27 protein-coding genes are annotated in these 25,625 nt (G+C 65.1%); 16 read left to right on the forward strand and 11 right to left on the reverse strand.

Annotated features, from left to right (window positions below; genetic code table 11):
* Positions 1 to 14: 14 nt before the first annotated feature.
* A complete protein-coding gene (locus BM059_RS10615) occupies positions 15 to 485 on the reverse strand; it encodes a GNAT family N-acetyltransferase (RefSeq protein WP_037005544.1) in 471 nt (156 codons plus the stop codon).
* 105 nt (positions 486 to 590) lie between these two features.
* Between BM059_RS10615 and BM059_RS10620 the strand changes: the two genes are divergently transcribed.
* On the forward strand, positions 591 to 998 hold the full coding sequence (locus tag BM059_RS10620) for an SMI1/KNR4 family protein (protein WP_037005543.1): 408 nt from the start codon (positions 591 to 593) through the stop codon (positions 996 to 998).
* A 211-nt stretch (positions 999 to 1,209) separates the two neighbouring features.
* Here BM059_RS10620 and BM059_RS10625 read toward each other — a convergent pair whose 3' ends face one another.
* On the reverse strand, positions 1,210 to 1,863 hold the full coding sequence (locus tag BM059_RS10625) for a GntR family transcriptional regulator (protein ID WP_074938542.1): 654 nt from the start codon (positions 1,861 to 1,863) through the stop codon (positions 1,210 to 1,212).
* A gap of 236 nt (positions 1,864 to 2,099) precedes the next feature.
* Here BM059_RS10625 and BM059_RS10630 point away from each other — a divergent pair, with 236 nt between their 5' ends.
* The 3 genes from BM059_RS10630 (at position 2,100) to BM059_RS10640 (ending at position 5,704) form a co-directional block, all read left to right on the forward strand.
* Positions 2,100 to 3,491, forward strand: coding sequence for an aspartate aminotransferase family protein (locus BM059_RS10630; RefSeq protein WP_074938544.1), 1,392 nt, complete (start codon positions 2,100 to 2,102; stop codon positions 3,489 to 3,491).
* 68 nt (positions 3,492 to 3,559) lie between these two features.
* A complete protein-coding gene (locus BM059_RS10635; RefSeq protein ID WP_074938546.1) occupies positions 3,560 to 4,927 on the forward strand; it encodes a glutamine synthetase family protein in 1,368 nt (455 codons plus the stop codon).
* Positions 4,928 to 4,975: 48 nt separating this feature from the next.
* Positions 4,976 to 5,704: a substrate-binding periplasmic protein gene (locus BM059_RS10640; protein ID WP_074938548.1), complete on the forward strand. Its 729-nt coding sequence runs from the start codon at positions 4,976 to 4,978 to the stop codon at positions 5,702 to 5,704.
* Positions 5,705 to 5,707: 3 nt separating this feature from the next.
* Here BM059_RS10640 and BM059_RS10645 read toward each other — a convergent pair whose 3' ends face one another.
* The gene (locus tag BM059_RS10645; RefSeq protein ID WP_074938550.1) at positions 5,708 to 6,418 is read right to left on the reverse strand and encodes a tetratricopeptide repeat protein; all 711 of its coding nucleotides are present in this window, start codon (positions 6,416 to 6,418) and stop codon (positions 5,708 to 5,710) included.
* Positions 6,419 to 6,522: 104 nt separating this feature from the next.
* On the opposite strand from BM059_RS10645, the gene BM059_RS10650 reads away from it, so the two are divergent.
* The gene (locus BM059_RS10650) at positions 6,523 to 7,008 is read left to right on the forward strand and encodes an acyl-CoA thioesterase (protein WP_037001754.1); all 486 of its coding nucleotides are present in this window, start codon (positions 6,523 to 6,525) and stop codon (positions 7,006 to 7,008) included.
* Positions 7,009 to 7,071: 63 nt separating this feature from the next.
* Positions 7,072 to 8,595 carry a diguanylate cyclase gene (locus BM059_RS10655; protein WP_074938552.1) on the forward strand — a complete coding sequence of 508 codons (1,524 nt, stop codon included), beginning with the start codon at positions 7,072 to 7,074 and terminating at the stop codon, positions 8,593 to 8,595.
* 21 nt (positions 8,596 to 8,616) lie between these two features.
* Here the strand turns inward: BM059_RS10655 and BM059_RS10660 are convergent, their stop codons facing one another.
* Positions 8,617 to 9,150: a TFIIB-type zinc ribbon-containing protein gene (locus BM059_RS10660; protein WP_037001757.1), complete on the reverse strand. Its 534-nt coding sequence runs from the start codon at positions 9,148 to 9,150 to the stop codon at positions 8,617 to 8,619.
* 122 nt (positions 9,151 to 9,272) lie between these two features.
* Here BM059_RS10660 and BM059_RS10665 point away from each other — a divergent pair, with 122 nt between their 5' ends.
* Positions 9,273 to 9,668 (forward strand): DUF3301 domain-containing protein, encoded by a 396-nt coding sequence (locus BM059_RS10665; RefSeq protein ID WP_037001760.1) that lies wholly within the window; start codon positions 9,273 to 9,275, stop codon positions 9,666 to 9,668.
* Between the two features lie 72 nt (positions 9,669 to 9,740).
* Here BM059_RS10665 and BM059_RS10670 read toward each other — a convergent pair whose 3' ends face one another.
* Together BM059_RS10670 and BM059_RS10675 are read right to left on the reverse strand one after the other, a co-directional pair.
* Positions 9,741 to 10,619 carry an alpha/beta fold hydrolase gene (locus BM059_RS10670; protein ID WP_037001763.1) on the reverse strand — a complete coding sequence of 293 codons (879 nt, stop codon included), beginning with the start codon at positions 10,617 to 10,619 and terminating at the stop codon, positions 9,741 to 9,743.
* A gap of 37 nt (positions 10,620 to 10,656) precedes the next feature.
* The gene (locus BM059_RS10675) at positions 10,657 to 11,634 is read right to left on the reverse strand and encodes a CobW family GTP-binding protein (RefSeq protein ID WP_074938553.1); all 978 of its coding nucleotides are present in this window, start codon (positions 11,632 to 11,634) and stop codon (positions 10,657 to 10,659) included.
* Between the two features lie 95 nt (positions 11,635 to 11,729).
* Here BM059_RS10675 and BM059_RS10680 point away from each other — a divergent pair, with 95 nt between their 5' ends.
* Positions 11,730 to 12,080 carry a hypothetical protein gene (locus tag BM059_RS10680; protein WP_037001766.1) on the forward strand — a complete coding sequence of 117 codons (351 nt, stop codon included), beginning with the start codon at positions 11,730 to 11,732 and terminating at the stop codon, positions 12,078 to 12,080.
* Between the two features lie 329 nt (positions 12,081 to 12,409).
* On the opposite strand, the gene BM059_RS10685 is transcribed toward BM059_RS10680, so the two are convergent.
* From BM059_RS10685 to dksA, 3 genes are read right to left on the reverse strand one after another with little or no spacing between them, the layout of a single operon-like run.
* Entirely contained in the window at positions 12,410 to 13,054 is a 645-nt protein-coding gene (locus BM059_RS10685) for a DUF1826 domain-containing protein (RefSeq protein ID WP_074938555.1), read from the reverse strand.
* Positions 13,054 to 14,259: a zinc metallochaperone GTPase ZigA gene (gene zigA, locus BM059_RS10690; RefSeq protein WP_074938557.1), complete on the reverse strand. Its 1,206-nt coding sequence runs from the start codon at positions 14,257 to 14,259 to the stop codon at positions 13,054 to 13,056. Before zigA ends, BM059_RS10685 begins: the two co-directional genes overlap by 1 nt.
* Positions 14,260 to 14,273: 14 nt before the next feature.
* Entirely contained in the window at positions 14,274 to 14,696 is a 423-nt protein-coding gene (gene dksA, locus BM059_RS10695; protein ID WP_037001770.1) for an RNA polymerase-binding protein DksA, read from the reverse strand.
* A 71-nt stretch (positions 14,697 to 14,767) separates the two neighbouring features.
* On the opposite strand from dksA, the gene folE2 reads away from it, so the two are divergent.
* From folE2 to thrS, 6 genes are all read left to right on the forward strand, one after another.
* Positions 14,768 to 15,658, forward strand: coding sequence for a GTP cyclohydrolase FolE2 (folE2, locus tag BM059_RS10700; RefSeq protein WP_037001771.1), 891 nt, complete (start codon positions 14,768 to 14,770; stop codon positions 15,656 to 15,658).
* Between the two features lie 3 nt (positions 15,659 to 15,661).
* Complete coding sequence (gene hisI, locus BM059_RS10705; RefSeq protein ID WP_037001773.1) at positions 15,662 to 16,081, forward strand: phosphoribosyl-AMP cyclohydrolase; 420 nt, start codon at positions 15,662 to 15,664, stop codon at positions 16,079 to 16,081.
* Positions 16,078 to 16,311, forward strand: coding sequence for a membrane protein insertion efficiency factor YidD (yidD, locus tag BM059_RS10710; protein WP_037001774.1), 234 nt, complete (start codon positions 16,078 to 16,080; stop codon positions 16,309 to 16,311). The genes hisI and yidD overlap by 4 nt, the downstream gene beginning before the upstream one ends.
* Positions 16,308 to 16,868: a gamma carbonic anhydrase family protein gene (locus BM059_RS10715; protein ID WP_074938559.1), complete on the forward strand. Its 561-nt coding sequence runs from the start codon at positions 16,308 to 16,310 to the stop codon at positions 16,866 to 16,868. The genes yidD and BM059_RS10715 overlap by 4 nt, the downstream gene beginning before the upstream one ends.
* Positions 16,865 to 18,202: a dihydroorotase gene (locus BM059_RS10720; RefSeq protein ID WP_074938560.1), complete on the forward strand. Its 1,338-nt coding sequence runs from the start codon at positions 16,865 to 16,867 to the stop codon at positions 18,200 to 18,202. The genes BM059_RS10715 and BM059_RS10720 overlap by 4 nt, the downstream gene beginning before the upstream one ends.
* Positions 18,203 to 18,414: 212 nt before the next feature.
* Positions 18,415 to 20,343, forward strand: coding sequence for a threonine--tRNA ligase (thrS, locus tag BM059_RS10725; RefSeq protein ID WP_074938562.1), 1,929 nt, complete (start codon positions 18,415 to 18,417; stop codon positions 20,341 to 20,343).
* A 31-nt stretch (positions 20,344 to 20,374) separates the two neighbouring features.
* On the opposite strand, the gene BM059_RS10730 is transcribed toward thrS, so the two are convergent.
* Positions 20,375 to 22,303, reverse strand: coding sequence for a DUF2207 domain-containing protein (locus tag BM059_RS10730; protein WP_074938564.1), 1,929 nt, complete (start codon positions 22,301 to 22,303; stop codon positions 20,375 to 20,377).
* A 2-nt stretch (positions 22,304 to 22,305) separates the two neighbouring features.
* Entirely contained in the window at positions 22,306 to 22,872 is a 567-nt protein-coding gene (locus tag BM059_RS10735) for a LemA family protein (protein ID WP_074938566.1), read from the reverse strand.
* A 91-nt stretch (positions 22,873 to 22,963) separates the two neighbouring features.
* Between BM059_RS10735 and BM059_RS10740 the strand changes: the two genes are divergently transcribed.
* Both BM059_RS10740 and BM059_RS10745 read left to right on the forward strand, forming a co-directional pair.
* Positions 22,964 to 24,883, forward strand: coding sequence for a DUF294 nucleotidyltransferase-like domain-containing protein (locus tag BM059_RS10740; protein WP_074938568.1), 1,920 nt, complete (start codon positions 22,964 to 22,966; stop codon positions 24,881 to 24,883).
* On the forward strand, positions 24,880 to 25,587 hold the full coding sequence (locus BM059_RS10745) for a 3'-5' exonuclease (protein ID WP_074938570.1): 708 nt from the start codon (positions 24,880 to 24,882) through the stop codon (positions 25,585 to 25,587). Before BM059_RS10740 ends, BM059_RS10745 begins: the two co-directional genes overlap by 4 nt.
* Positions 25,588 to 25,625: the final 38 nt, after the last annotated feature.

Raw genomic sequence — 25,625 nt, forward strand, 5'->3', positions numbered from 1 at the left:
CGACGACCTGTGCATTACGTCTGCTCGCTAACAGCCCGGCGCATGCCGATATGTGGGATGTCGTCCTCCAGATAGACCTCGGTCACCGCCACGAAACCATAGCGCCCGTAGTAGCCCTGCAAGTGCGCCTGTGCCGACAGATAGACCGGCACGCCCGACCAACGCCGATGACACTCGCTCAGCGCCTGCTCCATCAGCCGATGGCCCAGCCCGGTGCCGCGCGCCCGCTCGGCGATCACCACGCGACCGATCACCACCTCGCCGTCCATGCGTTGCGGGTCGAGCAGGCGCAGATAGCCCAGCAGTCCCGACTCGTCGCGCGCCAGCAGGTGACAGGTGTCACCGATCAGGTCCTGGCCATCGGTTTCCAGATAGGGACAGTTCTGCTCGACCACAAACACCTGGGTACGCAGCGCCAGCAGCTCATAGAGAGTGGCGGTATCGAGTTCACGGTGGTGCAGGCAGTGCCAGGCAAGAGATGACATGAAAGGGCTCCGCAAAAGCACCAGTATGCAGTGACGACGACATGTTTTCATTCTGCCGGCCAGCTACTGTATAAAGCCGATCCCCCATGATGAGGAGCCGACGCCGTGGAAGAAGTCATCGAACAGCTGCGCGAACTCAACGAGCCGGTACCGGTACCGCTGGAGCTGCCGGAAGAAGAAACCCTGGTGGAGATTCAGGAGCAGATTCTCATCCACCTGCCCTTCGAGCTGCGCGAATACCTACTCAAGGTCAGTGATGTGGTGTACGGCCGCCTGGAGCCGGTGACCGCCAGCGACCCGCAATCGCACACCTATCTGCCCGAAGTCGCTTCGGTGGCCTGGGATCTCGGCCTGCCACGCGATCTGGTGCCGCTGTGCCAGGACGGCCGCGACTACTACGCCGTGGATGTGGAAGGTCAGGTCTGGCTATGGGACGGCGACGAAGGCGAGCTGACCGACGAAAGCTGGGATTCGGTCTGGCACTGGTGCCGTGACGTCTGGTTGGAAAGCTGAGAACGCCTTCGCCGTAGGGTGCGTCATGCGCACCAGCTTCGCGCAATCCATCAGCATGTGCGGTGTGCGGCGCGCCCTACGGGGATAACGGCGTCGGGCAGGCTGCTTCGCGAACCTCATCGCCGCTCAAGCGCCTCCCACAATGTGTAGCCGAGACTCGGCTCCGTGGGAGGGGCTTTAGCCGCGAAGCCCGCGGAAATCGGCGCGTCGCTCACACCTCGCCCTGCTCCAACGCCAACAGGTTGAGCAGAAAACGCGCGAAATACAGCAGATCCTGCTCCATCGCCTGGCGCGCGCCCTTGGCGTCGCCGGCCTCGATGGCAGCGAAGGCGTCTTCATGAAAGTCATTGAGCCGCAGCGACAGGTCGGCGCCGGTGAACAGACGGTTGAAAAAGGGGCCGATCTGCAGCCATAGCGACTCGATCGAACGCAGCAACACCGGGTTGCCGCAAGCGCCGTACAGGTGCAGGTGAAACTGGCTGTTGGCGTTGAGGTAGTCCTGCACCTGGCGCTGTTCAATGGCGGCGTCCATGCGCTGCACGCAGTCGCGCAACAGAGTCAGGTCGTCGCGACTCAAGCGCGGCGTGGCCAGCTCCACTGCCAGGCCTTCCAGCGCCAGGCGCACTTGAAAGATGCTTTCGTAGCGTTCGCGAGTCATCGAGGGGACTCGTACCGAGCGCTGCTGCTCGCCCTCCAGCGCGCCCTCGGCGACCAGCCGTTGCAGAGCCGCGCGAACCGGCATCGGGCTGGTGCCCCATTCGGCCGCCAGATCGCGGATCTTCAAAGCCTGCCCCGGCTGGAAGTGGCCAGCCAGCAGGCCCTGGCGAATTCGTTGGTATAGCTGTTCCTGCAGATTGTCGCTCATGGTTTCAACGTCCTTGTGGCGGAGCAGGCAGTTGGGACAGGGTGAGCAGGCAATCGCGCATGATGTTCTCCAGAGAGGGAGTCTAGTGACGGAACCGGTGATAACCATCCGATTCAATCTATATTCTGTGATCACAAACTGCGCTAAATACTAACTTATTTTATGTATATCGAGATAGCTTGTAATTTTTGTGATCACAAAATACCATGTTTGGAAATTCGAACGAGGTGTTCAAAATGACTGCCAGTGGCATCAGCGCAACCGCCGTGGAAACCTTCGCTGCCCGTGAGCGGGCCCGCTTCCTCGAGCGCAATCCAAAATCGGTGGCCCTGGCCGAGCGCGCCCGTCACTCGCTGTACGGCGGCGTACCGATGCACTGGATGGCCGACTGGTCGACGCCAGTGCCGCTGTTCGTCGAGCGCGCCAAGGGTGCGCGCTTCTTCGATGTGGATGGTCATGAGTACATCGACTTCTGCCTGGGCGACACCGGCACCATGTTCGGCCACTCGCCCGACCCGGTGGCCCGCGCCCTCGCCGAGCAAGCGAACAACGGCTTGACCACCATGCTGCCTGGCGAGGACGCCGTGGTCTGTGGCGAGCTGCTGGCCCAGCGTTTCGGCCTGCCCTACTGGCAGGTGACCGCCACCGCGACCGACTCCAACCGCTACGTGCTGCGCTGGGCGCGCGCCATCACCCAGCGCAAGACCCTGCTGGTATTCGACGGCTGCTACCACGGCACCGTCGACGACGTCATGGTGCGCTACCGCGATGGCGAAACCGTGCATCGCTCGGGGCTGATCGGCCAGGCCTACGACCTGACCGACCACAGCCGCGCCATCCCCTTCAACGATATCGAAGCCCTGGAGGCCGCACTGGCCCAAGGCGACGTCTGCGCCCTGCTGTGCGAGCCGGCGATGACCAACATCGGCATGGTCCTGCCTGATGCCGGTTTCATGCAGAAATGCCGCGAGCTCACGCGTAAATATGGCGCGCTGCTGATCATCGACGAGACCCATACCATCTCCACCGATATCGGCGGCTGCACCAAGCTATGGAACCTCGACCCGGACTTCTTCGTGGTCGGCAAGCCGATCGCCGGTGGCGTGCCGTGCGGCATCTTCGGTTGCAGCGCGGCGATGGCCGAAGCCATGACCCAGGCACGACAACGTGCCAGCGAAGGCAGCCATGGCCACGGCCATAGCGGCATGGGTACCACCCTGTCGGCCAACGCCCTGGCCATGCACTGCATGCGCGCCAACCTGGAGCAGGTAATGACGCCCGCGGCCTACGCGCACATGCTGCCGCTGGCCAAGCGCCTGGCCGATGGTTTCCGCACGCTGATCGGCAAGTACCAGTTGAACTGGTCGGTGACCGAGCTGGGCGCGCGCAGCGAGTTCCAGTTCTGCGCAGTGTCACCGCGTACCGGCGCCGAGGCCGAAGCGGCCTTCCACGACGAACTGCAGATGGCCCTGCACCTGTACCTGATCAACCGCGGCATCCTGATCACGCCGTTCCACAACATGACCCTGTGCTGCCCGAGCACCACGGCCGAGGATGTGGACAAGCTGATCGGCATGCTCGATACGGCTCTGAGCGAGCTGCTGGCCATTCCCGGCGCCCGCGAGTAACCGTAGGGTGCGCCGTGCGCACCGTTAATCCCATGGTGCGCACGGCGCACCCTACGCGAGAGACCACCATGCAATTCGCCAATCCCCAGGAAGCCCGCGACTTTCTCGAACGCCACCCCGAAGTACGCAGCATCGAGCTGATGCTGATCGACGCCAATGGCATTCCGCGCGGCAAGCTGCTGCACCGCGACGAACTGCTGGCCATCTACGAAAACGGCCGACCGCTGCCCAGCTCGATCCTCTCGCTGACCATCCAGGGCGAGGACGTCGAGGCAAGCGGCCTGGTCTGGGAAGTAGCTGACGCCGACTGCTGGACCTACCCGCTGCCCGGCAGCCTGACCCTGCAACCCTGGCGCAACGTGCCCACCGGCCAGCTCCAGGTGAGCATGCACCCGACTCAGGGCCTGCCGGCCACGCCGGGCGACCCGCGCCATGTGCTGGTGCGCACCATCGACGCGCTCAAGGCCGACGGCTATCACCCGGTGATGGCGGTGGAACTGGAGTTCTACCTGCTGGACAAGCAGCGTGACGCCAACGGCTGCCCGCAGCCTGCCGTGCAGATGAATGGCGTGCGCCCGCAAGCGCCGCAGGTCTACGGCGTATACGAGCTGGAACAGATGCAACCGTTCCTCGACGACCTCTACGCCGCCTGCGAGGCGCAGGGCCTGCCGGTACGCACGGCGATTTCCGAGTACGCCCCCGGCCAGCTGGAACTGACTCTGGAGCACCGTTTCGACGCGCTGCAAGCCATAGACGAAGGCGTGCGCTACAAGCGTCTGGTCAAGGGTGTGGCGAACAAACACGGGCTACAGGCTTGCTTCATGGCCAAGCCGTTCGGCGACTTGGCCGGCAGCGGCATGCACATGCACGTGTCACTGGCCGATCCCGACGGCAACAACCTGATGGCCTCGGAAGACCCACATGGCACACCGCTGCTCAAGCACGCCATCGGCGGCATGATGGCAACGCTCAACGACGCCCTGGCGATCTTCTGCCCCAACGCCAACTCGTTCCGCCGCTTCCAGGCCAACAGCTACGCGCCGCTGGCCAAGAGCTGGGGGGTGAACAACCGCACCGTGTCGTTCCGCGTACCGGGTGGGCCAGCCAAGAGCCGCCACGTCGAGCATCGCATCTGCGGCGCCGACGCCAACCCCTACCTGGCGGCCGCAGCGATTCTTTCCGGCATTCGCCACGGCATCAAAAACCAGATCGATCCGGGTGAGGAAATCATCGGCAACGGCTACGAACAGGCCCGCGAAACCCTGCCCACCGATTGGCTCACCGCACTGCGTAACCTGGAGAGTTCGAGCTGGGCGCGCGAGGCGTTGGGCGAGGACTTCCTCAAGGTGTTCCTGGCGATCAAATGGGCCGAGTACCGCCAGTTCATGGGCGAGGTGGGTGAGCAGGATTGGCGCTGGTATCTCAATCACGCCTGATCTGACGGTGAGCTAGTCTGTAGCCAGCGAGGAGGCGGAGAACGACTCATGAAACGCTGGCGACTGCTGGCTCTGCTGATGGTGACTGCCCTGGCGCAGGGCGAAACCCTGCGCGTCGGCATCGAGCAGCATGATTACTACCCCTACTACCGCGCCACGCTCGAAAGCCCACCCGAAGGCTACTGCCTGGATCTGCTGGAGGCCTTCGCCGAATATGAGGGGCTGACCCTCGAACTGCTGCCGCAGCCGCTCAACCGGCTGTACCGCAACATGCTCGACGAGCAAAACCTCGACCTGCTGTTTCCCGATAATCCCGAGTGGGCACGCCAGGCCAAGGCCGACCGCCACCTCTACTACAGCGAAGCAGCGGTGCAGATAGTCGACGGCACCATGGTCCTCGCCAACCGCCGTGGCCAGGGCCTGAACAACATCCGGCACCTGGGTACGGTACGCGGTTTCACCGCGCAGGCCTGGCAACCCCAGTTGGACGCCGGCACCGTGCATCTGGTGGAAACCCAGGACCTGCACAGCCTGATCCGCATGGTCGTGCGTGGCCGTCTCGATGCGCTCTACGCCAACCCACAGGTGGTGCGCTATCAGCTCGCCCAGCTGGACATGAGCAACAACTACCTGCAACTGGACCCGCAATTGCCGCTGATCTACACCAGCTTCCACCTCAGCAGCGCAAGCCGACCGGACCTGATCGAACGCTTCGACGCCTTCCTCGCCCACCAGCCGGACACGCTGCAGCGTCTCAAGACGCGCTACGGCCTGTGAACCTCAAGGGCTTACCTTGATGTAGCGGCCACCGACGCTGATGCCCATGCCACCGTAGTCCTGGCAGCCATCGGCGAACACCTCCTGCACGCGCAGCTCGATGCCTTCGCGCAACAGTTGCACCGCACAATCACTGCCGAGGCCAGCGTCCTGCAGGCGCATCTGCACCTCGTCACCGACCAACTTGCCATCCAGCTCGCCAATCGCAGCCGGGCCGTACTCCTCGACCCGGGCGCCAGCGCGCAAGGGCGAGAAACTGGCGAGATAACCGCCACTGCCATCCTCGCTGATCAGCAGCTCACTCCATACTGCCGAGCCACCGTAACGCAAGTAGCGCCCGGTAGGGCTGGCGGCGAGGGTCGGGTAATCCAGCGCCTCGGCCACCTTGCCCAGATGCAGGCGGGTCGAGGATCCGCTGAGGTTATTGTCCAGTGCCACGCCCAACCAGGCACGCGCCATCCCCGTCTGGCCGGAGCGCAGGCTGGCGAGGATGAGATTGTTCAGCGCCAACTCCAACTGTGCCGTATCGCCCTCCTCGGCGCGTCGTAACTGACGTTCGAACGCGCCGATGGCCTGCTCGTAGCGACCGTCCTGATAAGCGGCCGTGCCGACCTGGTTGCACTGCACCGCCGTGGCGCACTCCTCGGAGGCCTGCACAGCAACGGTCAGGCCCAGCAGCAGCGGTAGAAGCAGACATTTCGAGCGAATAAGCATGGATGGCATCCTTGCAACAGGAGTTGGCGAGTTTAGTTTGAATCTTGCATCCCCAGGGCTGACAGGCCTTACTCTCACAAGCCCCACACGTACTCGGAGCAACGATGGAAGCCGGAACCGCGCAACTGACGATGACCGTACTGATGACACCGGATATGGCCAATTTCTCCGGAAATGTCCATGGCGGCACCCTGCTCAAGTACCTCGATGAAGTCGCCTATGCCTGCGCCAGCCGCTATGCCGGCTGCTACGTGGTGACCCTATCGGTGGATCAGGTGATGTTCCGTGAACCGGTGCACGTTGGCGAACTGGTCACTTTCCTCGCTTCGGTCAACCACACCGGGCGGACCTCGATGGAGATCGGCATCAAGGTGATCACCGAGAATATCCGCGAGCGCTCGGTGCGCCACACCAACAGCTGCTTCTTCACCATGGTCGCGGTCGACGCTCATGGTCGCCCGGCGCCGATTCCAGAACTGCAACCGGACACCCCCGACGGCCTGCGCCGCCAGCGCCAGGCCAAACAGCGCCGACAGATTCGCGAAGAGCTGCAGCAACGCTACCAGGCGCTGAGCGAGGAAAAAGGCTGACCACCGAGACAGCATTGCAGGGCACTGGCAAAATGCTGCGATTACCCCCCGATCTGCCCGGCCATGGAAACTCTCTACTTCTCCCCGCTGCTGCTGGGCATCAACCTGATGCTCGGCAGCGCCATCGCCAGCACCGCCCTGTGGTACTTCGCTCGCCCTTATCGCGGCCCAGGCGTGTGGATGAGCGGCGCCTGGATGCTCAACCTCGGCATCTGGCTGTTCATCGGCTACATGGCCAGCGGCAGCCCGCTGCTGAACATCGCCGGCAATAGCCTGCAACTGGCCGGCGAGGCCCTGTTGATGGTCGGTGTGTTCCGTTTCCTGAAGCTGCCGCCGCCCTGGTGGACGGTGCCAGGCAGCGCCGGTGCGATGAGCCTGGTGATGAGCTGGCACTGGTTCGTGGCGCCGATCAACACCGAATTCGTCGTCACTTTTTATGCACTGATCGGTGGTCTGCTGCCGATCCAGGCCTGCCGCGCCCTGTGGGTCGCACGTGAGGAGCCGGAGCTACGCGGCGTACGCCGTTTCGTCGCATTGGCCTTCGCCGGTTTCGCCCTGATTACCCTGCTGCGCGCGTTGCTCGGCCTGATCGATGGCCTGCAGGGCATCGAACACGTCGACGTGACACGGTCGGTTCCCTACCTGCTGCCCTACAACTTCGGCATTCCGCTCTGGGTCATCGGCCTGGTCGGCCTGGCGCTGATGACCATGCGCCGCATCCTCGCCGACAGCCGCCGCCACGCCGAGCAGGCCGAGGATAGCGCCGAGCGTTTCGAACGGCTGATGCGCGTTACCCAGGCTGGCGTGGTGGTGCTGGAGCACGGCCGCATCGTCGACGCCAATCCGATGCTCGAGACGCTGTTCGCGCGCTCTCGCGAACGTCTGCTCGGCGCAGACCTGCATGGCCTGTTCGAACCTGCCGAGCAGGCGCGCATCGAAGAATTGCTCGGCCGTGCCGACGGCCAACCGCATGATCTGGAAGCCTTGCGTGACGGATTGCCCTTCGCTGCCGAAATCAGCATCGCGCAACTGCGTGAGGATGGCCGACAGGTTGCCGAAGTCCGCGACGTCAGTCGGCGCAAGGCACTGGAGCAACAGCTGTTGCACCTGGCCACCACCGACCCGCTGACTCAGGCCCTGAACCGCCGTGCGTTCGAAGAGCGGGCCGGCCAGGCACTGCAACGTAGCCAACGGCAGAATCTGCCGCTGTGCCTGGCAATGCTCGACCTGGATCACTTCAAACAGGTCAACGACCGCCACGGCCATACCACCGGCGATGCCGTACTGCGCGAGTTCAGCCTGCTCTGCAGGCAGCAGGCGCGGAGCACCGACCTGTTCGCCCGCTTTGGCGGCGAGGAGTTCGTCCTGCTGCTGCCGGACAGTGCCCTGGACGCCGCCGCCCAGGGCCTTGAACGCCTGCGCGCCAGCCTTGCCGCAAGCGACCTGCAAGGGCTGCACATCAGCGTCAGCATCGGACTGGCCGAGTGGCGCCCCGGCGAAGCCCTGGAGCAGCTGCTGCAACGCGCCGACACGGCGCTCTACAGCGCCAAGGCCGCCGGCCGTGATCGTCTGATGCGAGCGCCCTGAGCCGGATCAGGCAAGCAGGCCTCAGTCGTGACCAATGTAGAACAGCAACTCGCGCCGCTGCGGATGATCCTTGAGCCAGGCGCGAATCTCATCGGCGCGGGCGATGGCCTCTTCGCCAGCGATACGGCTGAAGCGCTCGCGGCGTGCCTCTTCGCTGGCCTGCTGACGTACCTGGCGCTGCCAGGCGTCGGTGAAGATCGCCGGCATGCGCTGGCTCAGCTCCAGGGCCTTGAGCAATTGCCACTCACCGCTGTCCAGCCAGGCTTCGTCGCAGGTGCCACAGAGATCCAGGCGATTGGCACGGGTGCCGCTGATCTGGAACTTGCCCATCAGCTTGGCGCACTTGGGGCAGCTCAGCGCGTGGCTGGTTTCACCCGCTTCGGCTTCTGCAGCCAACGCCGTTGGCGTCTCTTGCGCTGGCTGGCGTTCGGCCCAATCGCGGTAATGCAGCAGGCTGACGAGGGTGCCCGAGCACTGCGGGCAGCCATGGCCGAGCAGGCCATCTTCGAGTTTTGCCGGTTGCAGGCGGGTGGTACGACAGGCGGGGCAATGCATGGTGACGTCCTTTTCATGTGAAGTAGGCGAACGCTAATGCAGAGCCGACGTGTGGGCAAGCCACTGTGCTGAGAAGCGCGTGGCAGATAAGCTAAGCTCTGTCTCCCGGAGCCGGAGTCGCCATGATCAACCTGTTCGATGTATTCCTGCTGATGCTGTTCACTGCTGCCTGCGCCTGGCTATGGCGCGGCCACGGTATTCGCGAGCGAGCACTGAAGTTTGCCAAGCAGCACTGCGCCAAACTCGACGTGGAGCTGCTCGATGGCGCGGTGGCACTGCGGCGCCTGGCCATCCAGCGTGATGCCAAGGGCCATCGGCGCCTGGCGCGGCTCTACGATTTCGAGTTCACCGTCACCGGCGAGCAGCGCCTGCGTGGGCATATCAGCATGTTCGGCCCGCATCTCGGCCGCATCGAACTGGAGCCGCACCCGGTGCTGGAGGCGCAACCCGAGCCGGTTGCGGTGCAGCACACAGACAACGTCATCCACTTGGAAGACTGGCGGCGCAAGGCGCAGTAAAGCAGCGCGCGGCCTTGCCCGTATGTGTCCTCGTTCGCCGGCAAGCCGGCGCCTACGTGATGTAAAGACCTGTCAGCCGCGCTGTAGCAGGAAAGCGGCCACGCGCTCGGCGCTGTCCGCCGGCTGCTCCTGCATGAAGCAGTGCCCGCCCGGCACCACCTGACTGCGCACGTGGGCGTTGCTCGCGCACCAGCGCGCCACCGACTTGGCAACGAAGGTATAGGTGCGCGAGCCATGAATCACCTCGGTCGGCGTCGTCACCTTGGCCAGCGACGGCCACAGGCGCCGGGGGAAGGAGCCGAAGATATCGGCCTCGCGGCTTGGCCGGCATTTGAGCTCGACGCCGCCCTCGACGTCCTTCAGCGCATGCTCGATATAGGCGTCGAACGCCACCTCATCCCAACCACGGAACATGCCGCGACCGTGCAGTGCGGCGTGCGCACTGGCGCGATCCGGCCACTGCCGGCGACGCTTCTGCGCCTTCTTGGCCATGCCGGTGTGCTGTGCCAGACCGACCACGTCGGACAACGCCATCACCCCGATCATCGCCGGGCTGAACAGCACCGGGTCGAGCAGCACGGCGCGCCGGAACAGCTCAGGATGGCGCGCCAGGATCAAACTGGTGAGCACACCGCCGAAGCTGTGGCCCAGGGCGAAGCGCGGCACCTCGCCGAATGGCCCGCGCAAGGTATCGAAGGCTTCCACCGCCAGCTCGGCGCTGCGGTTCCAGCCGTGGAAGCGGCCGCCATGATCGCTGTCGCCATGGCCCTGCACGTCGCATAGCCAGAGATCGAAGTCTTCGGCCAGCAGCGCCAACATCGGCGTGTAGACGCGCCCGCAATAGCCATTGCCGTGCAAAAAATGCAGCAGCGGCTTGCCCGACGGTGGCGTGTGCCAGCCGCGCAGGGTGAAACCGGCAGAGGTGTCATGAGACCAGGGCAGCAGTTGCATGAAAGTTATCCACAGCGACGAGAGCGCGGCGAGTTTATCAGTCTGTCGTAAGGGTTCGGCAGGTGGCGAACGACGCCATCAACGCATCGACGTCTTGCGCCTGATCGAAGATCAGCTCCAGCCGCGAATCCTTGCGCCATTCACTCGCAGCCCAGGCCTCCAGCGCCTGCCCTTGCACGGCATTCAACGCACGCCAGCCTTCGACGCCATGCAGCACGGCCTTGGCCCTGCGCCACGCCATACCCTGCAGCCACTGACCGACCCGCACGAGGTCGAAGCGCTGACTGGGATGCCATCGCCAGCCGATACTCCAGCCTTCGGGTTGGTCCTGCAACTGGCAGATCGGCTCGGCGGCGTTGCGCCAGATCTGTGCCAGGCCGGGCGCGGCGGTGGGTAACTCGACGCTCACTGCACTGGACAAGGCCTGCGCCGTCAGGCCCGGCAGCAGCGCCAGATCGAGCCGGCCCTGCTCGGTCCAGTGCAGCGGCACGGGCGGCAAGTTCGCGGCGATTCGTGCCCGACTCGCATCGTCCAGCCCCACACTCTTGTTCAGCAGCAACAGCCCCGCCTCATCCAGCGCCTGGCGCTGTACATCGGGCAGCGCTTGGCCGGCGGCCAACGCGGCGGCATCCAGCACCAGCAGCGCCGGTTGCACGGCCAGTACACCAATCCAAGGCGACTGACGCAGTTGCGCCAGCAACTGCGCCGGATGCCCCAGGCCGGACGGCTCTATGAACAGGCGATCGGGCCGGGCCTTGCGCAGCAGACGGCCGAGGCCGACCTGAAACGGCGCGCCGTTGACGCAGCACAGGCAACCGCCAGCCACTTCAGCCAGGGCGATGCCGTCGGCGCCCTGTTCGAGCAAGGCGGCGTCCAAGCCGATCTGGCCGAATTCGTTGATCAGCACCGCCCAGCGCTCGTGCGCCGGCTTTTGCGCCAGCAGGTGGCGGATCAGGCTGGTCTTGCCGGCACCCAGCGGGCCGGCAATGAGATGGGTAGGGATCTGACTGAGCATGAATTTATCGCTGTTGATTCGCTGGGCAAGTGCCAGCACAGACTGCAATGAAACAGCATGTTAGATTCGCCGGCAGTTTTTCGGGAGTCGAAACGATGCGTGCATGGTTGTTGCTGTTCTCTCTGCTACCCGGCCTGGCCCTGGCCGAAGCCTGCGTGGTGCATAGCCAGGCCGAGCGTCTGGACGTGAAGGTCTGCCAGGAGAATCGCAATATCCCCACTACTCTGTTCCGCGACGGTTTCTGCCAGCCGCAGCTGCAAGGGCAGACGGTCGAGGTAGAGTTCGTCGAACAGTGCCCGCAGGGTGCTCACGGCGTCTGTCAGAACGCGCGGGCCGGTAGCGGCATGTACCTGCAGGACATCCACTACTACGGCGTGGCCAGCGACGCGTTGTACCTGGAGCCGGCCTGCACCAGCCAGTATCAGGGCAAGTGGATCAAGCCCTAGCCGAGTGGTGTAGGGCGGGTGCATCCCGCCCTACGCGAAACGCAACGCCTCTGACATCAAAGCGTCACCCAACGAGCGCCTAATAGGGATGGGTACCTCACATGACCCGCATGTCGAGTCACGCGTCGACATGATCTCTTGGTGCTTAAGGCCGGGGCAGTTGCTCCGGCCTATTTTTTTGCCATGCCATAGGGTGTCGCGGGGCCGCCTAGGCCATGCACGCCGAGCAAACACCGCGCTATTCGCGGTGCTATCCGTAGGGTGCCATGCGCACCGAGAGAACAGCGGTGTTCCTGGTGCGCACGGCGCACCCTACGGTTTCGCACGGCTCAGGCCAACCAATCCAGGGTCAGCAGCAAGCGGCGCTCGCCCGCTGGTGGCTGCGGCGAACGGTGGATCAGCCCGCACCCCTCGTTGCCGTACCATTTCTCACCCTTGGCCAGAGCCACATGGCCGCTATCAAGACGCTGGATCAACAACTCGTCCTGCGGCTCTGCACCCGGTTGACCGAGCTTGTTGCGCGGCATCACGCCCTCCTCCAGCCAGTCGCTGCCGACACCGGCATAGCTGGTGATCAGCCGCAGCGGCACATGGTCGACGTGAAAACGCGGGCACATGGCCTTGTCCAGCGCACGCAGGCGCAGGCCGATGCGCTGGGCATCGAGCAGGCAGGCGTAGGCCCGTACCAGCCAGGCGACATCGGCGAGAAAGGCCGCCTGGCCCGGTAGATCCGCGTATTGCGCCACCAGACCGGTGAGATTCGGCTCGCTGTCTGGCTGCGCCAGCTCCAGGGTCATGGACTGCGCCAGCGGCTCGCCTTGCGCCAGCAGCGTCTCGGCGAAGTCGGCGATCTGCGCCGGCAGGCGGCGCTGCCAGACGGCCAGGTTGACGCCGTCGTGCAGCACCTCGCCGAGCACCTGTATGTCCTCGCCCAGCACCTGCCGGGACAATTTCGGCAACTGCAGGGCGAACATCAGGCGGCCTCCTGCTGCCAGGCGCCGAACGGGTCGGCGAGCAGGCGCCAGGCATCCGGGCCACCGGCCATTTCTGCGTCGGTCAGCAGGCAGTCGTCCAGCTCACGCACCAGTTGCGGGAAATCGATGTTCTGGCCGATGAACACCAGCTCCTGGCGGCAATCACCGACTTCAGCGCTCCAGTGCTTCATGATCGTCTGCAGACCTTCCTCGTCCTGCGGCCATTGCTGCTTGGGCACGAAGCGCCACCAACGCCCGGCCAGGCCATGGCGCATCAGCCCGCCGGCCTGCGACCAACTGCCGGCCTCCTGGTACTTGCTGGCCAGCCAGAAGAAACCCTTGGAGCGCAGCAGGCGACCGTTGCGCCACTCCTGCGAGAGGAAGTCGAAGAAGCGCTGCGGATGGAACGGCCGGCGTGCGCGGTAAGCGCTGGAAGCGATGCCGTATTCCTCGGTTTCCGGCACGTGCTCGCCGCGCAGCTGCTTGAGCCAGCCCGGCGCCTGCGAGGCACGGTCGAAGTCGAAGCGGCCGGTGTCGAGGATCTTGTCCAGGGCGATGCGGCCCATGCTCATGGCCTGGATGTCGGCGTGGGTGTTGAGCCCGCGCAGGATGGCTATCAGCTCCTCGCGCTCGGCCTGGCTGATCAGGTCGATCTTGCTGATGAGGATGACGTCGGCAAACTCCACCTGCTCGATCAACAGGTCGGTGATCGAGCGCTCGTCCTCCTCGCCGAGGGTTTCGCCACGGCTGGCTAGACTTTCCGCCGCGTGGAAGTCGCGCAGGAAGTTCACCCCATCGACCACCGTGACCATGGTGTCGAGCCGCGCAAGATCGGACAGGCTGCGGCCCTGCTCGTCACGGAAGGTGAAGGTTTCGGCCACCGGCAGCGGCTCACTGATGCCGGTGGACTCGATCAGCAGGTAGTCGAAGCGGCCATCGCTGGCCAGGCGGGCGACTTCCTCGAGTAGGTCTTCGCGCAGGGTGCAGCAGATGCAGCCGTTGCTCATCTCCACCAGCTTTTCTTCTGCGCGGTTGAGGCTGACGTCACGCTGCACTTCGCTGCCGTCGATGTTGATTTCACTCATGTCGTTGACGATCACCGCGACCTTGAGGCCGTCGCGGTTCTTCAGCACATGGTTGAGCAGGGTGCTCTTGCCGGCGCCAAGAAAGCCGGACAGCACGGTAACGGGTAGACGCGGGTTCATGGGGTATTCCTCGTTCAGTCACGGTCACGCTGATGTTTTTCGCGCTGCTCCTGACGCTCCTTGGCTTCGATGCACAGGGTCGCGGTGGGTCGCAGCAACAGGCGCTTGAGGCCGATGGGCTCGCCAGTCTCGGCGCACCAGCCGTATTCGCCACGCGCCAGGCGTTCGAGCGCCTGGTCGATCTTGTCCAGCAGCTTCTTTTCCCGCTCCAGCAGGCGCAGCTGCCATTGACGCTGCTCCTCGGCGGCGCCGATGTCGGCGACGTCGCTGCTGGTATCGGGTTGGCGCAGCTCGGTGAATTCCTCATCGATACGCGCCTGCAACTCGGCACGCTGAGTCAGTAGCAGCTCGCGAAAGAACTGCTGCTGGGTGTCGTTCATGTAGTCATCGGCTGGCTGGGCCAGCAGCTCGGCTTCGGAGGTCGCGGTCAGGGTCATGGCAAATCGGCTGGCTTGCTTTAAGTGTTATAACATAACATTTATTTCTGACCGCTACCCACGGATTTACGATGAACGAACAGCCTCTGCCGGATATTGCCGCCCAAGCCACCCACCACGACCTGCCACTGGACTGGGTCGGCATGGCCGGTATCGCCCTGCCCATTCGCCTGGCGGACGTCGCCGTGACCGCCACTGTTGATATCGGCGTCAGCCTCGACGATGCCGGCGCACGCGGTATCCACATGTCGCGCCTGTACCTGGCGGCGCAGCGCCTGGTGCATCAGGAGTTGAACGTTCCGGCGCTGCTGCAGGTGCTGGACGACTGCCTGGGCAGCCACCAGGCGCTGTCCGACAGCGCCACCCTGACCCTGCGCGGCGAGGTGCCGCTGAAACGGCCGGCGCTGGTCAGCCCGCTGCACGGCTGGAAGACCTACCCCTTCGAACTGCGTGCCCGCCAGGACGGCCGTGGCGTGAGTATCGAGCTGCAGGTCGAGGTCGGTTATTCGTCCACCTGCCCCTGTTCGGCAGCACTGGCGCGGCAGTTGATCCAGCAGCGCTTCGCCTGGGACTTTCCCGACCAACAGGTGGATTACTCCAGCGTGCTCGACTGGCTCGGCTCGACCCAGGGCATCATCGCCACGCCGCACAGCCAGCGCAGCACGGCGACTCTGCAACTGCGCCTGGCGCCAGGCTGCGTCGACCTGCCGCTGCTGACATTGATCGACAGCGCCGAACAGGCCCTTGGCACGCCGCTGCAGACGGCGGTCAAGCGCGCCGACGAGCAAGCCTTCGCCCTCGCCAACGGACAGAACCTGATGTTTTGCGAGGACGCCGCACGCCGCCTGCACCGCGCCTTGCGCCAGTTGCCGCAGGCCAGCGCCTTCCACCTCAAGGTCGTCCACGCGGAGAGCCTGCACGCCCACGACGCGGTGGCGCAAAGCCACTGGAACTGGAGCTGAGCCATGACTGCCGACGCCTTCTGGTTGCAGCTGGAGTCCGCCGAAGCCGGCCACGCCGTGGCGCTGAGCGAAGCCCTGGCGGCCATCGCCTGGAACGACGCCGGGCTGATCCCGGTGATCGCCCAGCGCCACGACAGCGGCGAGGTGCTGATGCTGGCCTGGATGAATCGCAGCGCCCTGGAAGAAACCCTGCACAGCGGCCAGGTCTGCTACTGGTCGCGTTCGCGCCAGCGCCTGTGGCGCAAGGGTGAAACCAGCGGCCACCGCCAGCGCCTGCTCAGCGCGCACCTCGATTGCGACGGCGACGCCCTGCTACTCAAGGTCGAGCAACTTGGTCCGGCCTGCCACACCGGTCGGCCCAGTTGCTTCTACAACGACCTCGATAGCAAGCAACTGCGCGTGGCCGTGAGCCGCCCAACATGAAGCGCCTGGCCATCGCCCTGGTGCGTTTCTACCAGTATCTGATCAGCCCGCTGCTCGGGCCGCGCTGCCGCTTTCATCCCAGTTGCTCGCACTACGCCATCGAGGCGCTGGACAAGCACGGCCTGCTACGCGGCCTGTGGCTGAGCCTGCGCCGGCTGCTGCGCTGTCATCCCTGGCATCCGGGCGGCTACGACCCGGTGCCCGAACCCTCGCCCAAGGAGCGACCATGATCCGCAAGAATCCGTCCGGCCACCTGCCGGTCATCGCCGAGTCCGCCTACGTCGACAAGACCGCCATCATCTGCGGCAAGGTGATCATCCACGACAACGTCTTCGTCGGCCCCTACGCGGTGATCCGCGCCGACGAGGTGGACGCCAGCGGCGACATGCAGCCCATCGTCATCGGCGCCAACTCCAACATCCAGGACGGCGTGGTGATCCACTCCAAATCCGGTGCGGCCGTGACCATCGGCGAGCACACGTCCATCGCCCATCGCTCGATCATCCACGGCCCGTGCAGCGTCGGTAATCGCGTGTTCATCGGTTTCAACAGCGTGTTGTTCAACTGCGCGGTCGGCGACGGCTGCGTGGTGCGGCACAACGCCGTGGTCGACGGCTGCGACCTGCCGGCGGGCTTTCACGTCACCTCCACCCAACGCATCGGGCCGAAGACCGACCTGGCCAGCCTGCCGCGCGTCAGCGTCTCGGCCAGTGAATTTTCCGAGGACGTGGCACGCACCAACATCGACCTGGTGCGGGGCTACAAAGCCCTGCAGAACGAGTTCTGAGCGTGCTGATCCGTAACGCCCGCCTGGTCAACGAGGGCCGCGTGTTCGAGGCCGACCTGCGCATCCGCCACGGGCGCATCGACGCCATCGCCAGCAGCCTCGCGCACTTGCCTGGCGAAGCCTTGCTCGACGCCGCCGGGCAGTACCTGCTGCCGGGCATGATCGATGACCAGGTGCACTTTCGCGACCCCGGCGCGCCGCACAAGGGCAGCTTCGCCACGGAATCGCGCGCAGCGGTGGCCGGCGGCATCACCAGCGTGATGGACATGCCCAACACCAACCCGCCGACCCTGACGCTGGAGGCGCTGCAAGCCAAGGAGCAACGCGCCGCCAGTTGTTCGCGGGTCAACTACGGCTTTCACTTCGGCGTCAGCCACGACAACCTCGACACCGTCGCCGCGCTCGACCCCAGCCGCGTGGCGGCGGTGAAGGTGTTCATGGGCGCCAGCACCGGCAACATGCTGGTCGACGACCTACCGGCGCTGGAGCGGCTGTTCCGCGACTGCCCGACCGTGCTGCTGAGCCATTGCGAGCACACCCCGCGCATCCGCGAACGCGAGGCGCAGTGGCAGACGCAGTACGGCGACGATATCCCCGCCAGCGAGCACCCGGCGATCCGCGATGCCGAGGCCTGCTACCAATCCTCCAGCCTGGCAGTGAGCCTGGCGCGGCGCTACGGCACGCGCCTGCACGTGCTGCACATCACCAGCGCGCGCGAGCTGGGCCTGTTCCAACCAGGCGCAATGGCCGGCAAGGCAATCACCGCCGAGGTCTGCGCCCATCACCTGTACTTCGATGACAGCGACTACGCCGCGCTCGGCCACTTGATCAAGTGCAACCCGGCGATCAAGAGCCGCGCCGACCGCGACGCCCTGCGCCAGGCCCTGCTCTGCGGACGCCTGGACATCATCGGCACCGACCATGCGCCGCACACCTGGGACGAGAAGCAGCGACCCTACCTGCAGGCGCCATCCGGCCTGCCGCTGGTGCAGCACGCCCTGCCGTCACTGCTGGAGCTGGTGGCCGACAGCCTGCTGCCACTGCCCCTGCTGGTGGAAAAGACCAGCCACGCCGTGGCCGAACGCTTCGCCATCGAGCAGCGCGGCTACCTGCGCGAAGGCTACTGGGCCGACCTGACCCTGGTCGAACGCCTGGCCGAACCACGCCCGGTGGCGGCCGGCCCGATCCTCGCCCACTGCGGCTGGACGCCATTTCAGGGCCGCGCCTTCCGCCATGCCGTGCGCAGCACCTTCGTCTCCGGGCAACTGGCCTGGCACGCCGGCCAGGTGCAGGACGATTGCCAGGGCTTGCCGCTGCGCTACCAGCGCCAATAACAACTGTAGGGTGGGTTAGCGGCGCCAAGCTACAAACAAGCAGACACCGCCCTCGTGGCGCGCCGCGTAACCCACCGGGCGATCTCCCTGTGTTGCGCCGATGGTGGGTTACGCGGCGCACGGACTAAATGGTGGCCTCCATAGCTGCGCCTTTGCGCCGCTAACCCACCCTACAGATCTCACCTTTAACCGACCCTGATCAGAGACCCCATATGCCCAGCATCACCCTGCCCGACGGCAGCCAGCGTCACTATGCCCAGCCCTTGCGCGTCGCCGAGGTGGCCGCCGATATCGGCCCCGGCCTGGCCAAGGCTGCGCTCGCTGGCCGCCTCGATGGTCGCCTGGTGGACACCAGCACGCTGATCGAAAACGACGCCCAACTCAGCCTGATCACCTCCCGCGATCCAGAGGGTCTCGAACTGCTGCGCCACTCCTGCGCCCACCTGCTGGCCATGGCAGTCAAGCAGCTTTATCCGAGTGCCCAGGTGACCATCGGCCCGGTAATCGAAGACGGCTTTTTCTACGACTTCGCCTTCGAGCGGCCTTTCACCCCTAATGACCTGGCGCTGATCGAGGCGCGCATGCACGCGCTGGCCGCCGCCGATTTACCCGTCAGCCGCCGTGAACTGCCGCGTGACCAAGCCATCGCCCATTTCGAAGCCCAGGACGAGCACTACAAGGCCGAGCTGATCCGCGACATTGCCGAAGGCGAGGTGCTGTCACTGTACCGCCAGGGCGACTTCGAGGATCTCTGTCGTGGCCCGCATATTCCGCGCACCGGCCTGCTGCAGGCGTTCAAGCTGACCAAGGTGGCCGGCGCTTACTGGCGCGGCGACGCAAAAAACGCCGCGCTGCAACGCATCTACGGCATCTGCTGGGCCACGCCGAAAGAGCTCAAGGCTTACCTCACCCGCCTGGAAGAAGCCGGCAAGCGCGACCACCGCAAGCTTGGCACCCAGCTTGACCTGTTCCACTTCGACGATTGCGCCCCCGGCTCGGTGTTCTGGCACCCCAAGGGCTGGACCCTGTTCCAGCAACTGATCGGCTACATGCGCCAGCAGCAGGATGCCGCCGGCTATGTCGAGGTCAACACCCCGGACGTGATGGACCGCAGCCTGTGGGAAACCTCCGGGCACTGGTTCAACTACCGCGAGGCCATGTTCACCACCACCACCGAGGACGAACGCGTGTTCGCCCTCAAACCGATGAACTGCCCCGGTGCCGTGGCGCTCTACGCCCGCGGCCTGAAGAGCTACCGTGACCTGCCGCTGCGCATGGCCGAGTTCGGCAAGGTGCACCGCTACGAGCCGTCCGGTGCGCTGCACGGCCTGCTGCGCGTGCGCCACTTCACCCAGGACGACGCGCATATCTTCTGCACCGCCGCGCAGATGGAACAGGAATGCGCCGACACCATCGCCCTGGTGTTCGCCATCTACCGCGACTTTGGCTTCAACGAAGTCGCGGTCAAGCTCTCCACCCGCCCAACCAACCGCATCGGCAGCGACGAAACCTGGGATCGACTGGAAGGTGCGCTGTCTGGTGCATTGCAACGGATGAATATCGACTACCAGCTCAACCCCGGCGAAGGCGCGTTCTACGGGCCGAAACTGGAATTCGTGTTGCGCGACGCCATCGGCCGCGACTGGCAGTGCGGCACCCTGCAGGTGGACCTAAACCTGCCGGAGCGCTTCGATATCAGTTACATCAACGAGCAGGGCGAACGCGAACGCCCGGTAATGCTGCACCGTGCATTGTTCGGCTCGTTGGAACGCTTCACCGGCATCCTCATCGAGCAGTACAGCGGCCTGTTCCCGCTGTGGCTGGCCCCGCAACAAGCGGCCGTGCTGACCATCTCCGAAGGGCAGAACGACTATGCCCGCCAGGTGCTCGCCGCCCTCAAATGCGCCGGGCTGCGCGCCAGCGTGGATCTGCGCAACGAAAAAATCGGCTACAAAATCCGCGAAGCCACCCTGCAGAAAGTGCCCTACCTGCTGGTCATCGGCGAACAGGAAAAAGCCGAAGGCCGCGTCACCCTGCGCAGCCGCGCTGGCGACAATCTCGGCAGTCTGACCCTGGACAAACTGGTCGCGCGCCTGAGCAGGGAAGCGCGCCTGCCCGGCCAGGAGGACAGCGACGCCTGAAGCTCATCGCACTGATAGACCCGCGGGAGGCTTACCAGCCCCCACCGCCGCCGCCCCCTCCACCACCGCCGGAGGAACCGCCACCGGACGACCCACCGCCGCCCGAAGAACTGCTCGACGGTGGCGACGAGGCCAGGGCCGTGGCGCTGGCAAGGCCGGCGGCCAACGCACCGCTCAGCGCCTGTGGCGAGCTGTAACTGCTGCGGCTGTGATACCAGCTCGGCTGATAGTCGCGCTGCGTCGGGTCGATCAGGCCACTGGCCAGGGCCTCGCTGAAACGCGCACTCCATTTGTCTTCCACGCCCAGGGCCATGGCGAAGGGCAGGTGGCGCTCGTACAGCGCGATGCTCATCGCCGGGGCGTCGCCGGCCAGCGCCAGGGCGTCACGCTCGGCCAGTTGCAGGTAATCGCGATAGCCTTCCAACGCATCGAGCAGGCGCCGGCCTTCCAGGGTCGGCGCTGGCAACAGGTAATAAAACACCAGCACCAACGCGACGTTGGCGACGACCAGCAACAGCGCCGGCACGGAAACCGACGCGGCGATCATCATCAGCCCCACCGGCAAGGGCCAGCCGAACATCAGCGCTACCAGATACAGCCCCATCTGCTTACCGAAGCCGGGCTGGTGACGGGCCATGTTGAACACGATCAGTGCCGGTATGCCAAAGCCCAGGCTGAACACCAGCCCGGCCAGACCTGTGGCCCACTCCTCACCGCCCTGCCCACTCAAGAGCACGGTAGCCGCACAGGCCAGCACGGCCCATACCAACCCCCAGGCCCAGATGCCGCGGTTGTTGGCGAACCAGGCCTTGCCCTGCTCGCCCAGCTGGCTGTTCAGCCCGGCCACCGCATCCGCCAGTCGCGGCTCGTACTCGGTGCCGATGATCAGCGCGATACCTTCTTTGTTGGCCGGGAACAGGCGCTTGCGCAGGTCGCGATCCCGCTCGCTCATTTCGCCACCTGCGCCCTGGTCACGGGCCAGACTGAAACCGCCGCCGTGCGGCTTGTCCTCGATATGCAGATGCTTGCGGATGGCCATGTCGGTGAGCCACACGCTGAAGGCCCGTGCCTCTCCGAAAGCGCCGCGCAACCCGCGATGCCAGAGATAGCCCGCCTGCACCGCACTCATGCCCTGCGGCCCTTCGAACAGCGGGATGATCACGCCCTTGCGCGGATCGCGGCCGACACGGTTCCAAGCAAGCAGGTAGAACAGCAGCAGGCCGATCAGGAATACGACACCGATGCCCACGCCGAGGTTGTCCAGCACTGCACGGCTGGCGTTCTGTAGCAGGCCAGGCCGTGGCACCAACCCGGCCTGCCAGTCCACGGCCACGGTCAGGCCGTGATAGGCCGGCAGCGACTTGGTGGTGGCCAGACGCAGGTAATCATCACGCCGTTCGAGTACCTGGAAGTCCTGGCCCTGATCGCCCTGAGCGCCGGTATAAGCGGCCAGCTGACCGATGCGCGCTCCCGACGGCAGGCGCACTTCGACCGACGCCTGGCGGATGGGAAAAATCCAGCCATTGCCGGTGACGTTCCAGTACAGCTCGTCCGTGTTGGCGTGATGCAACAGCGCGCGCCCGACCCGATAGCGCAGCTCGTAGCGATAGCGCCCCGGCTCAAGCAGGATGTTGGGCGAGCCCAGGTAGAAGCGCACCCAGGCGCCGTTGCGCTCACTACGCACCGACTCGGGCCGGCCATCGCGGGTCACGCCCAACAGGGTGATCGGATTGCTCTGCTCCAGCCCCATCGGCAGCGCATAACTGACCGGCAGATCGCGATAGATGCCGCGGCGAATATCGCGGCCCTCGGCGTTCACGGTAATGCGCTCGGTCACCAGCAGGTTGCCATCGGCCTCGACCTGCAGGCTCACGGCAAAGTCCTCGATGGCCTCCTGCGCCAGCGTCAAGCCGGGCAGCAGGACAAACAACAGCAACAGACCACGCAGCCATCCTTGCATGCTCAGAACTCCATTTTCGGCGATTGGCCGTCACGCGGATCATCCAGCGTGAAGTATTCGGCGGGGATAAAGGAAAATAGCCGGGCCACCAGGTTGCTCGGCACCGACTCGACCAGCACGTTCAGCTCGCGCACTGCGCCGTTGTAGTAACGCCGGGCCATCTGGATATGGTCCTCGACCTCACTGATATTGCCCTGCAACTCACGAAACTGATCGTCGGCCTTCAGCTCGGGGTAGGCCTCGACCAGGGCGAAGAGCTGGCGCAGTTGGCTGCCCAGTTGCGCCTCCACCGGCGCGCGCTGGCCCAGTGGCGAATCGGCCAACTGCACGGCGCGCATGCGCTCCTGCACCAGTGCCTGCAGCGTGCTCTGCTCGTAGCTCATGTACTGCCGCACACACTCCACCAACGCTGGAATCAGGCTGGCGCGACGCTTGAGCTGGACATCGATGCCGCTGGCCGCCTCGGCCACGCGGTGGCGGTTGAACACCAGACGGTTGTAGTAGAAAACCGTCGCGCCGACGAGCACCAGCAGCACACCCAGCAACCACCAAACTCCCGAAACCTGCATAGCCTCTCCTTGATTGGCCCATGGCCGCGTGCTTTGCACTGACATCGTGGCAGCCCGTATCCTGTAGTGCCAGCCAGTCAGCGAGGCACGCATGCAGATCGAGTTGATCGAGATCCGCGACCACCTGAATCGCTTCGCCCCTTTCGACAATCTGCCGGAGCAGACTCTCGACGAGATCGCCCGCCAGGTGCAAGTGGGCTACTTCAAGGCCGGTAGCGAAATCCTCGCCGTCGGTGCGCCGATCCACGAGCTGCATTACGTGCGCAGCGGCGCGGTGGAAATCCACCGCCGTGGCGGTGAACTGCACAACCGCCTGACCGAGGGCGACATCTTCGGCCAGGCCGGCCTGCTGCGCGGCAACAAGGTGCGCCTGGGTGCCACGGCACTGGAAGATAGCCTGATCTACTTCATCCCCGCCGCGCTGTTCCATCAGCTTTGCGAGCAGTTCGACAGCTTTGCCGACTTCGTCGAGGCCGAGGGTCAGTCACGACTGAAATCCGCCCTGGAAGACAGCCACGGCAAGGCCAGCGAGCTGATGAAGATCAAGGTGCGCAAGCTGATCTCGCGTGGCGCGGTGAGCGTACCGCTGGATACGCCGATCCAACAGGTGGCGCAGGTGATGACCGAACACAGCGTGTCCTCGGTGATCGTCGTCGACCCCGGCACGCGCTGGCCCGACCCAAACCAGGTGGGCGTGGCCGAGCAGCAGACCCAGGTGATGGCCGGCATCCTCACCGACCGCGACCTGCGCACCCGCGTGGTCGCCGCCGGCCTGCCCAGCGACACCCCGGTCAGCCAGATCATGACGCCCAACCCCATCACCCTGCAGGCCGACGACTCAGTGTTCGAGGCCATGCTGTGCATGCTGCGCAACAACATCCACCACCTGCCGGTGCTGCATCGCCGCCGCCCGGTGGGCGTGGTGGCGCTGGCCGACATCATCCGCTACGAATCGCGCAGCAGCCTGTACCTGGTCAACGGCATCTTCAACAAAACCTCGGTGGAGGGGCTCAAGAGCCTGCTGCCGGATCTGCGCGCCACCTTCGTGCGCATGGTCGCCGACGACGCCAGCGCACACATGGTCGGCAGCGCCATGAGCGGCATTGGTCGCGCCTTCAGCCAGCGCCTGCTGGAACTGGCCGAACAGCAACTCGGCCCGCCGCCGGTGCCCTACTGCTTCATGGTCGCCGGCTCCATGGCCCGCGACGAGCAACTGCTGCTCACCGACCAGGACAACGCCCTGGTGCTCGACGACCGCTTCGATGCGGACGAACACGACGCCTACTTCGCCGAACTGGCACAGTTCGTCAGCGACGGCCTGGCCGCCTGCGGCTACAGCTACTGCAAGGGCGGCATCATGGCCACCAACCCCAAGTGGCGACAGCCGCTGAAGGTGTGGCGGCAATACTTCAGCGAATGGATCGAGCGGCCCAACCCGGAAACCCTGCTCAACGCCAGCATCTTCTTCGACCTCGACGGCCTCTACGGCGAAACCGAGCTGGTGGAGAACCTCAAGGACCTGCTCGCCGCAAAAGCCAGCGCCAGCCCCGCCTTTCTCGCCGCGCTGGCGCGTAACGCGCTAAACCGCACGCCGCCGCTGGGCTTCTTCCGCACTTTCGTGATGGAAACCGACGGCCGCCACCGCAACATCATCAACCTCAAGGGCCGTGGCACCGCGCCACTCACCGACCTGATCCGCGTGCACGCCCTGGCCTGTGGCTCCAAGGCGCAGAACTCACTGGATCGTCTCGACGCCATCGCCGCCACCAAACTACTGCCCAAGGAAGCGCTGGAGCACCTGCGCTATGCCTTCGAGTTTCTCAGCCTGGTACGCGTGCGCCACCAGGCCCGTGAAGTCGAGGCCGGCAACGCGCCGAGCAACTACATCGAGCCGGAACAGTTCAGCGCCAGCGAACGCCAACACCTCAAGGAAGCGTTCCAGGTGATCAGCAACGCGCAGAAATTCCTACGCTTTCGCTACCCGGCGCAACCGGCGAGTCGCACGCGATGAGTGAGCGCGCGGCCCAGGACTGGCCACAACTGTTCGCCAGCCTCGCCGACAGCAGCCGCGACCCACGCCTGCGCGCCTTCTACGGCGCCGGTTGCGTCGCGGCCGATACGCCGCTGCAGGACGTTCCGTTGGTAGCGCTGGACGTAGAAACCACCGGCCTCGACCCACGCGAAAACGCCATCGTCAGCCTTGGCCTGGTGCCGCTGAGCCTGCAACGCATCCGTTGCGCCGAGTCGCGCTACTGGGTGGTCAAACCCACTGGCGAGCTGAACGCCGAATCGGTCACCTTCCATCACATTACCCACAGCGACATCCGCCACGCCCCGCGCCTGGCCAGCGTGCTCGAAGAATTGCTGGAAGCCATGGCCGGCAAAGTGGTGGTGGCGCATTACCGCAACATCGAACGCAGCTTCCTCGACCAGGCCGTGCGCCAGCACCTCGGCGAAGGCCTGGTCTTCCCCATCATCGACACCATGGAACTGGAAGCTCGCCTGCACCCCAGGCGCACGCTGAGCTGGTGGGACCGCCTGCGCGGCCGCGAGCCCCTCTCCATCCGCCTGGCCGACAGCCGCCTGCGCTACGGCCTACCGCTGTACTCCGCGCACCACGCGCTGACCGATGCCCTGGCCTGTGGAGAACTGCTGCAGGCGCAGGTGGCGACGCACTATCCGGGGCATACACTGATCAGCGCTCTCTGGAGCTGAACCCCGGCTACCCGCACAACGCGTGGGTACTCTCGAAT

The organism is Ectopseudomonas composti (assembly GCF_900115475.1).
GTDB classification, from domain to species: domain Bacteria; phylum Pseudomonadota; class Gammaproteobacteria; order Pseudomonadales; family Pseudomonadaceae; genus Aquipseudomonas; species Aquipseudomonas composti.

What these genes read in the sequence shown, in the direction of transcription:
- BM059_RS10675 (WP_074938553.1), bottom strand. Translation starts at nt 11,634, where the DNA reads ATGCTCAGTCAGATCCCTACCCATCTCATTGCCGGCCCGCTGGGTGCC.
- yidD (WP_037001774.1), top strand. Translation starts at nt 16,078, where the DNA reads ATGAAGCGCCTGGCCATCGCCCTGGTGCGTTTCTACCAGTATCTGATC.
- BM059_RS10625 (WP_074938542.1), bottom strand. Translation starts at nt 1,863, where the DNA reads ATGAGCGACAATCTGCAGGAACAGCTATACCAACGAATTCGCCAGGGC.
- BM059_RS10730 (WP_074938564.1), bottom strand. Translation starts at nt 22,303, where the DNA reads ATGCAAGGATGGCTGCGTGGTCTGTTGCTGTTGTTTGTCCTGCTGCCC.
- BM059_RS10745 (WP_074938570.1), top strand. Translation starts at nt 24,880, where the DNA reads ATGAGTGAGCGCGCGGCCCAGGACTGGCCACAACTGTTCGCCAGCCTC.
- BM059_RS10660 (WP_037001757.1), bottom strand. Translation starts at nt 9,150, where the DNA reads ATGCATTGCCCCGCCTGTCGTACCACCCGCCTGCAACCGGCAAAACTC.
- thrS (WP_074938562.1), top strand. Translation starts at nt 18,415, where the DNA reads ATGCCCAGCATCACCCTGCCCGACGGCAGCCAGCGTCACTATGCCCAG.
- BM059_RS10615 (WP_037005544.1), bottom strand. Translation starts at nt 485, where the DNA reads ATGTCATCTCTTGCCTGGCACTGCCTGCACCACCGTGAACTCGATACC.
- zigA (WP_074938557.1), bottom strand. Translation starts at nt 14,259, where the DNA reads ATGAACCCGCGTCTACCCGTTACCGTGCTGTCCGGCTTTCTTGGCGCC.
- BM059_RS10735 (WP_074938566.1), bottom strand. Translation starts at nt 22,872, where the DNA reads ATGCAGGTTTCGGGAGTTTGGTGGTTGCTGGGTGTGCTGCTGGTGCTC.
- BM059_RS10655 (WP_074938552.1), top strand. Translation starts at nt 7,072, where the DNA reads ATGGAAACTCTCTACTTCTCCCCGCTGCTGCTGGGCATCAACCTGATG.
- BM059_RS10740 (WP_074938568.1), top strand. Translation starts at nt 22,964, where the DNA reads ATGCAGATCGAGTTGATCGAGATCCGCGACCACCTGAATCGCTTCGCC.
- BM059_RS10640 (WP_074938548.1), top strand. Translation starts at nt 4,976, where the DNA reads ATGAAACGCTGGCGACTGCTGGCTCTGCTGATGGTGACTGCCCTGGCG.
- BM059_RS10650 (WP_037001754.1), top strand. Translation starts at nt 6,523, where the DNA reads ATGGAAGCCGGAACCGCGCAACTGACGATGACCGTACTGATGACACCG.
- BM059_RS10665 (WP_037001760.1), top strand. Translation starts at nt 9,273, where the DNA reads ATGATCAACCTGTTCGATGTATTCCTGCTGATGCTGTTCACTGCTGCC.
- BM059_RS10645 (WP_074938550.1), bottom strand. Translation starts at nt 6,418, where the DNA reads ATGCTTATTCGCTCGAAATGTCTGCTTCTACCGCTGCTGCTGGGCCTG.
- BM059_RS10680 (WP_037001766.1), top strand. Translation starts at nt 11,730, where the DNA reads ATGCGTGCATGGTTGTTGCTGTTCTCTCTGCTACCCGGCCTGGCCCTG.
- BM059_RS10685 (WP_074938555.1), bottom strand. Translation starts at nt 13,054, where the DNA reads ATGTTCGCCCTGCAGTTGCCGAAATTGTCCCGGCAGGTGCTGGGCGAG.
- folE2 (WP_037001771.1), top strand. Translation starts at nt 14,768, where the DNA reads ATGAACGAACAGCCTCTGCCGGATATTGCCGCCCAAGCCACCCACCAC.
- hisI (WP_037001773.1), top strand. Translation starts at nt 15,662, where the DNA reads ATGACTGCCGACGCCTTCTGGTTGCAGCTGGAGTCCGCCGAAGCCGGC.
- BM059_RS10715 (WP_074938559.1), top strand. Translation starts at nt 16,308, where the DNA reads ATGATCCGCAAGAATCCGTCCGGCCACCTGCCGGTCATCGCCGAGTCC.
- BM059_RS10635 (WP_074938546.1), top strand. Translation starts at nt 3,560, where the DNA reads ATGCAATTCGCCAATCCCCAGGAAGCCCGCGACTTTCTCGAACGCCAC.
- BM059_RS10670 (WP_037001763.1), bottom strand. Translation starts at nt 10,619, where the DNA reads ATGCAACTGCTGCCCTGGTCTCATGACACCTCTGCCGGTTTCACCCTG.
- BM059_RS10630 (WP_074938544.1), top strand. Translation starts at nt 2,100, where the DNA reads ATGACTGCCAGTGGCATCAGCGCAACCGCCGTGGAAACCTTCGCTGCC.
- dksA (WP_037001770.1), bottom strand. Translation starts at nt 14,696, where the DNA reads ATGACCCTGACCGCGACCTCCGAAGCCGAGCTGCTGGCCCAGCCAGCC.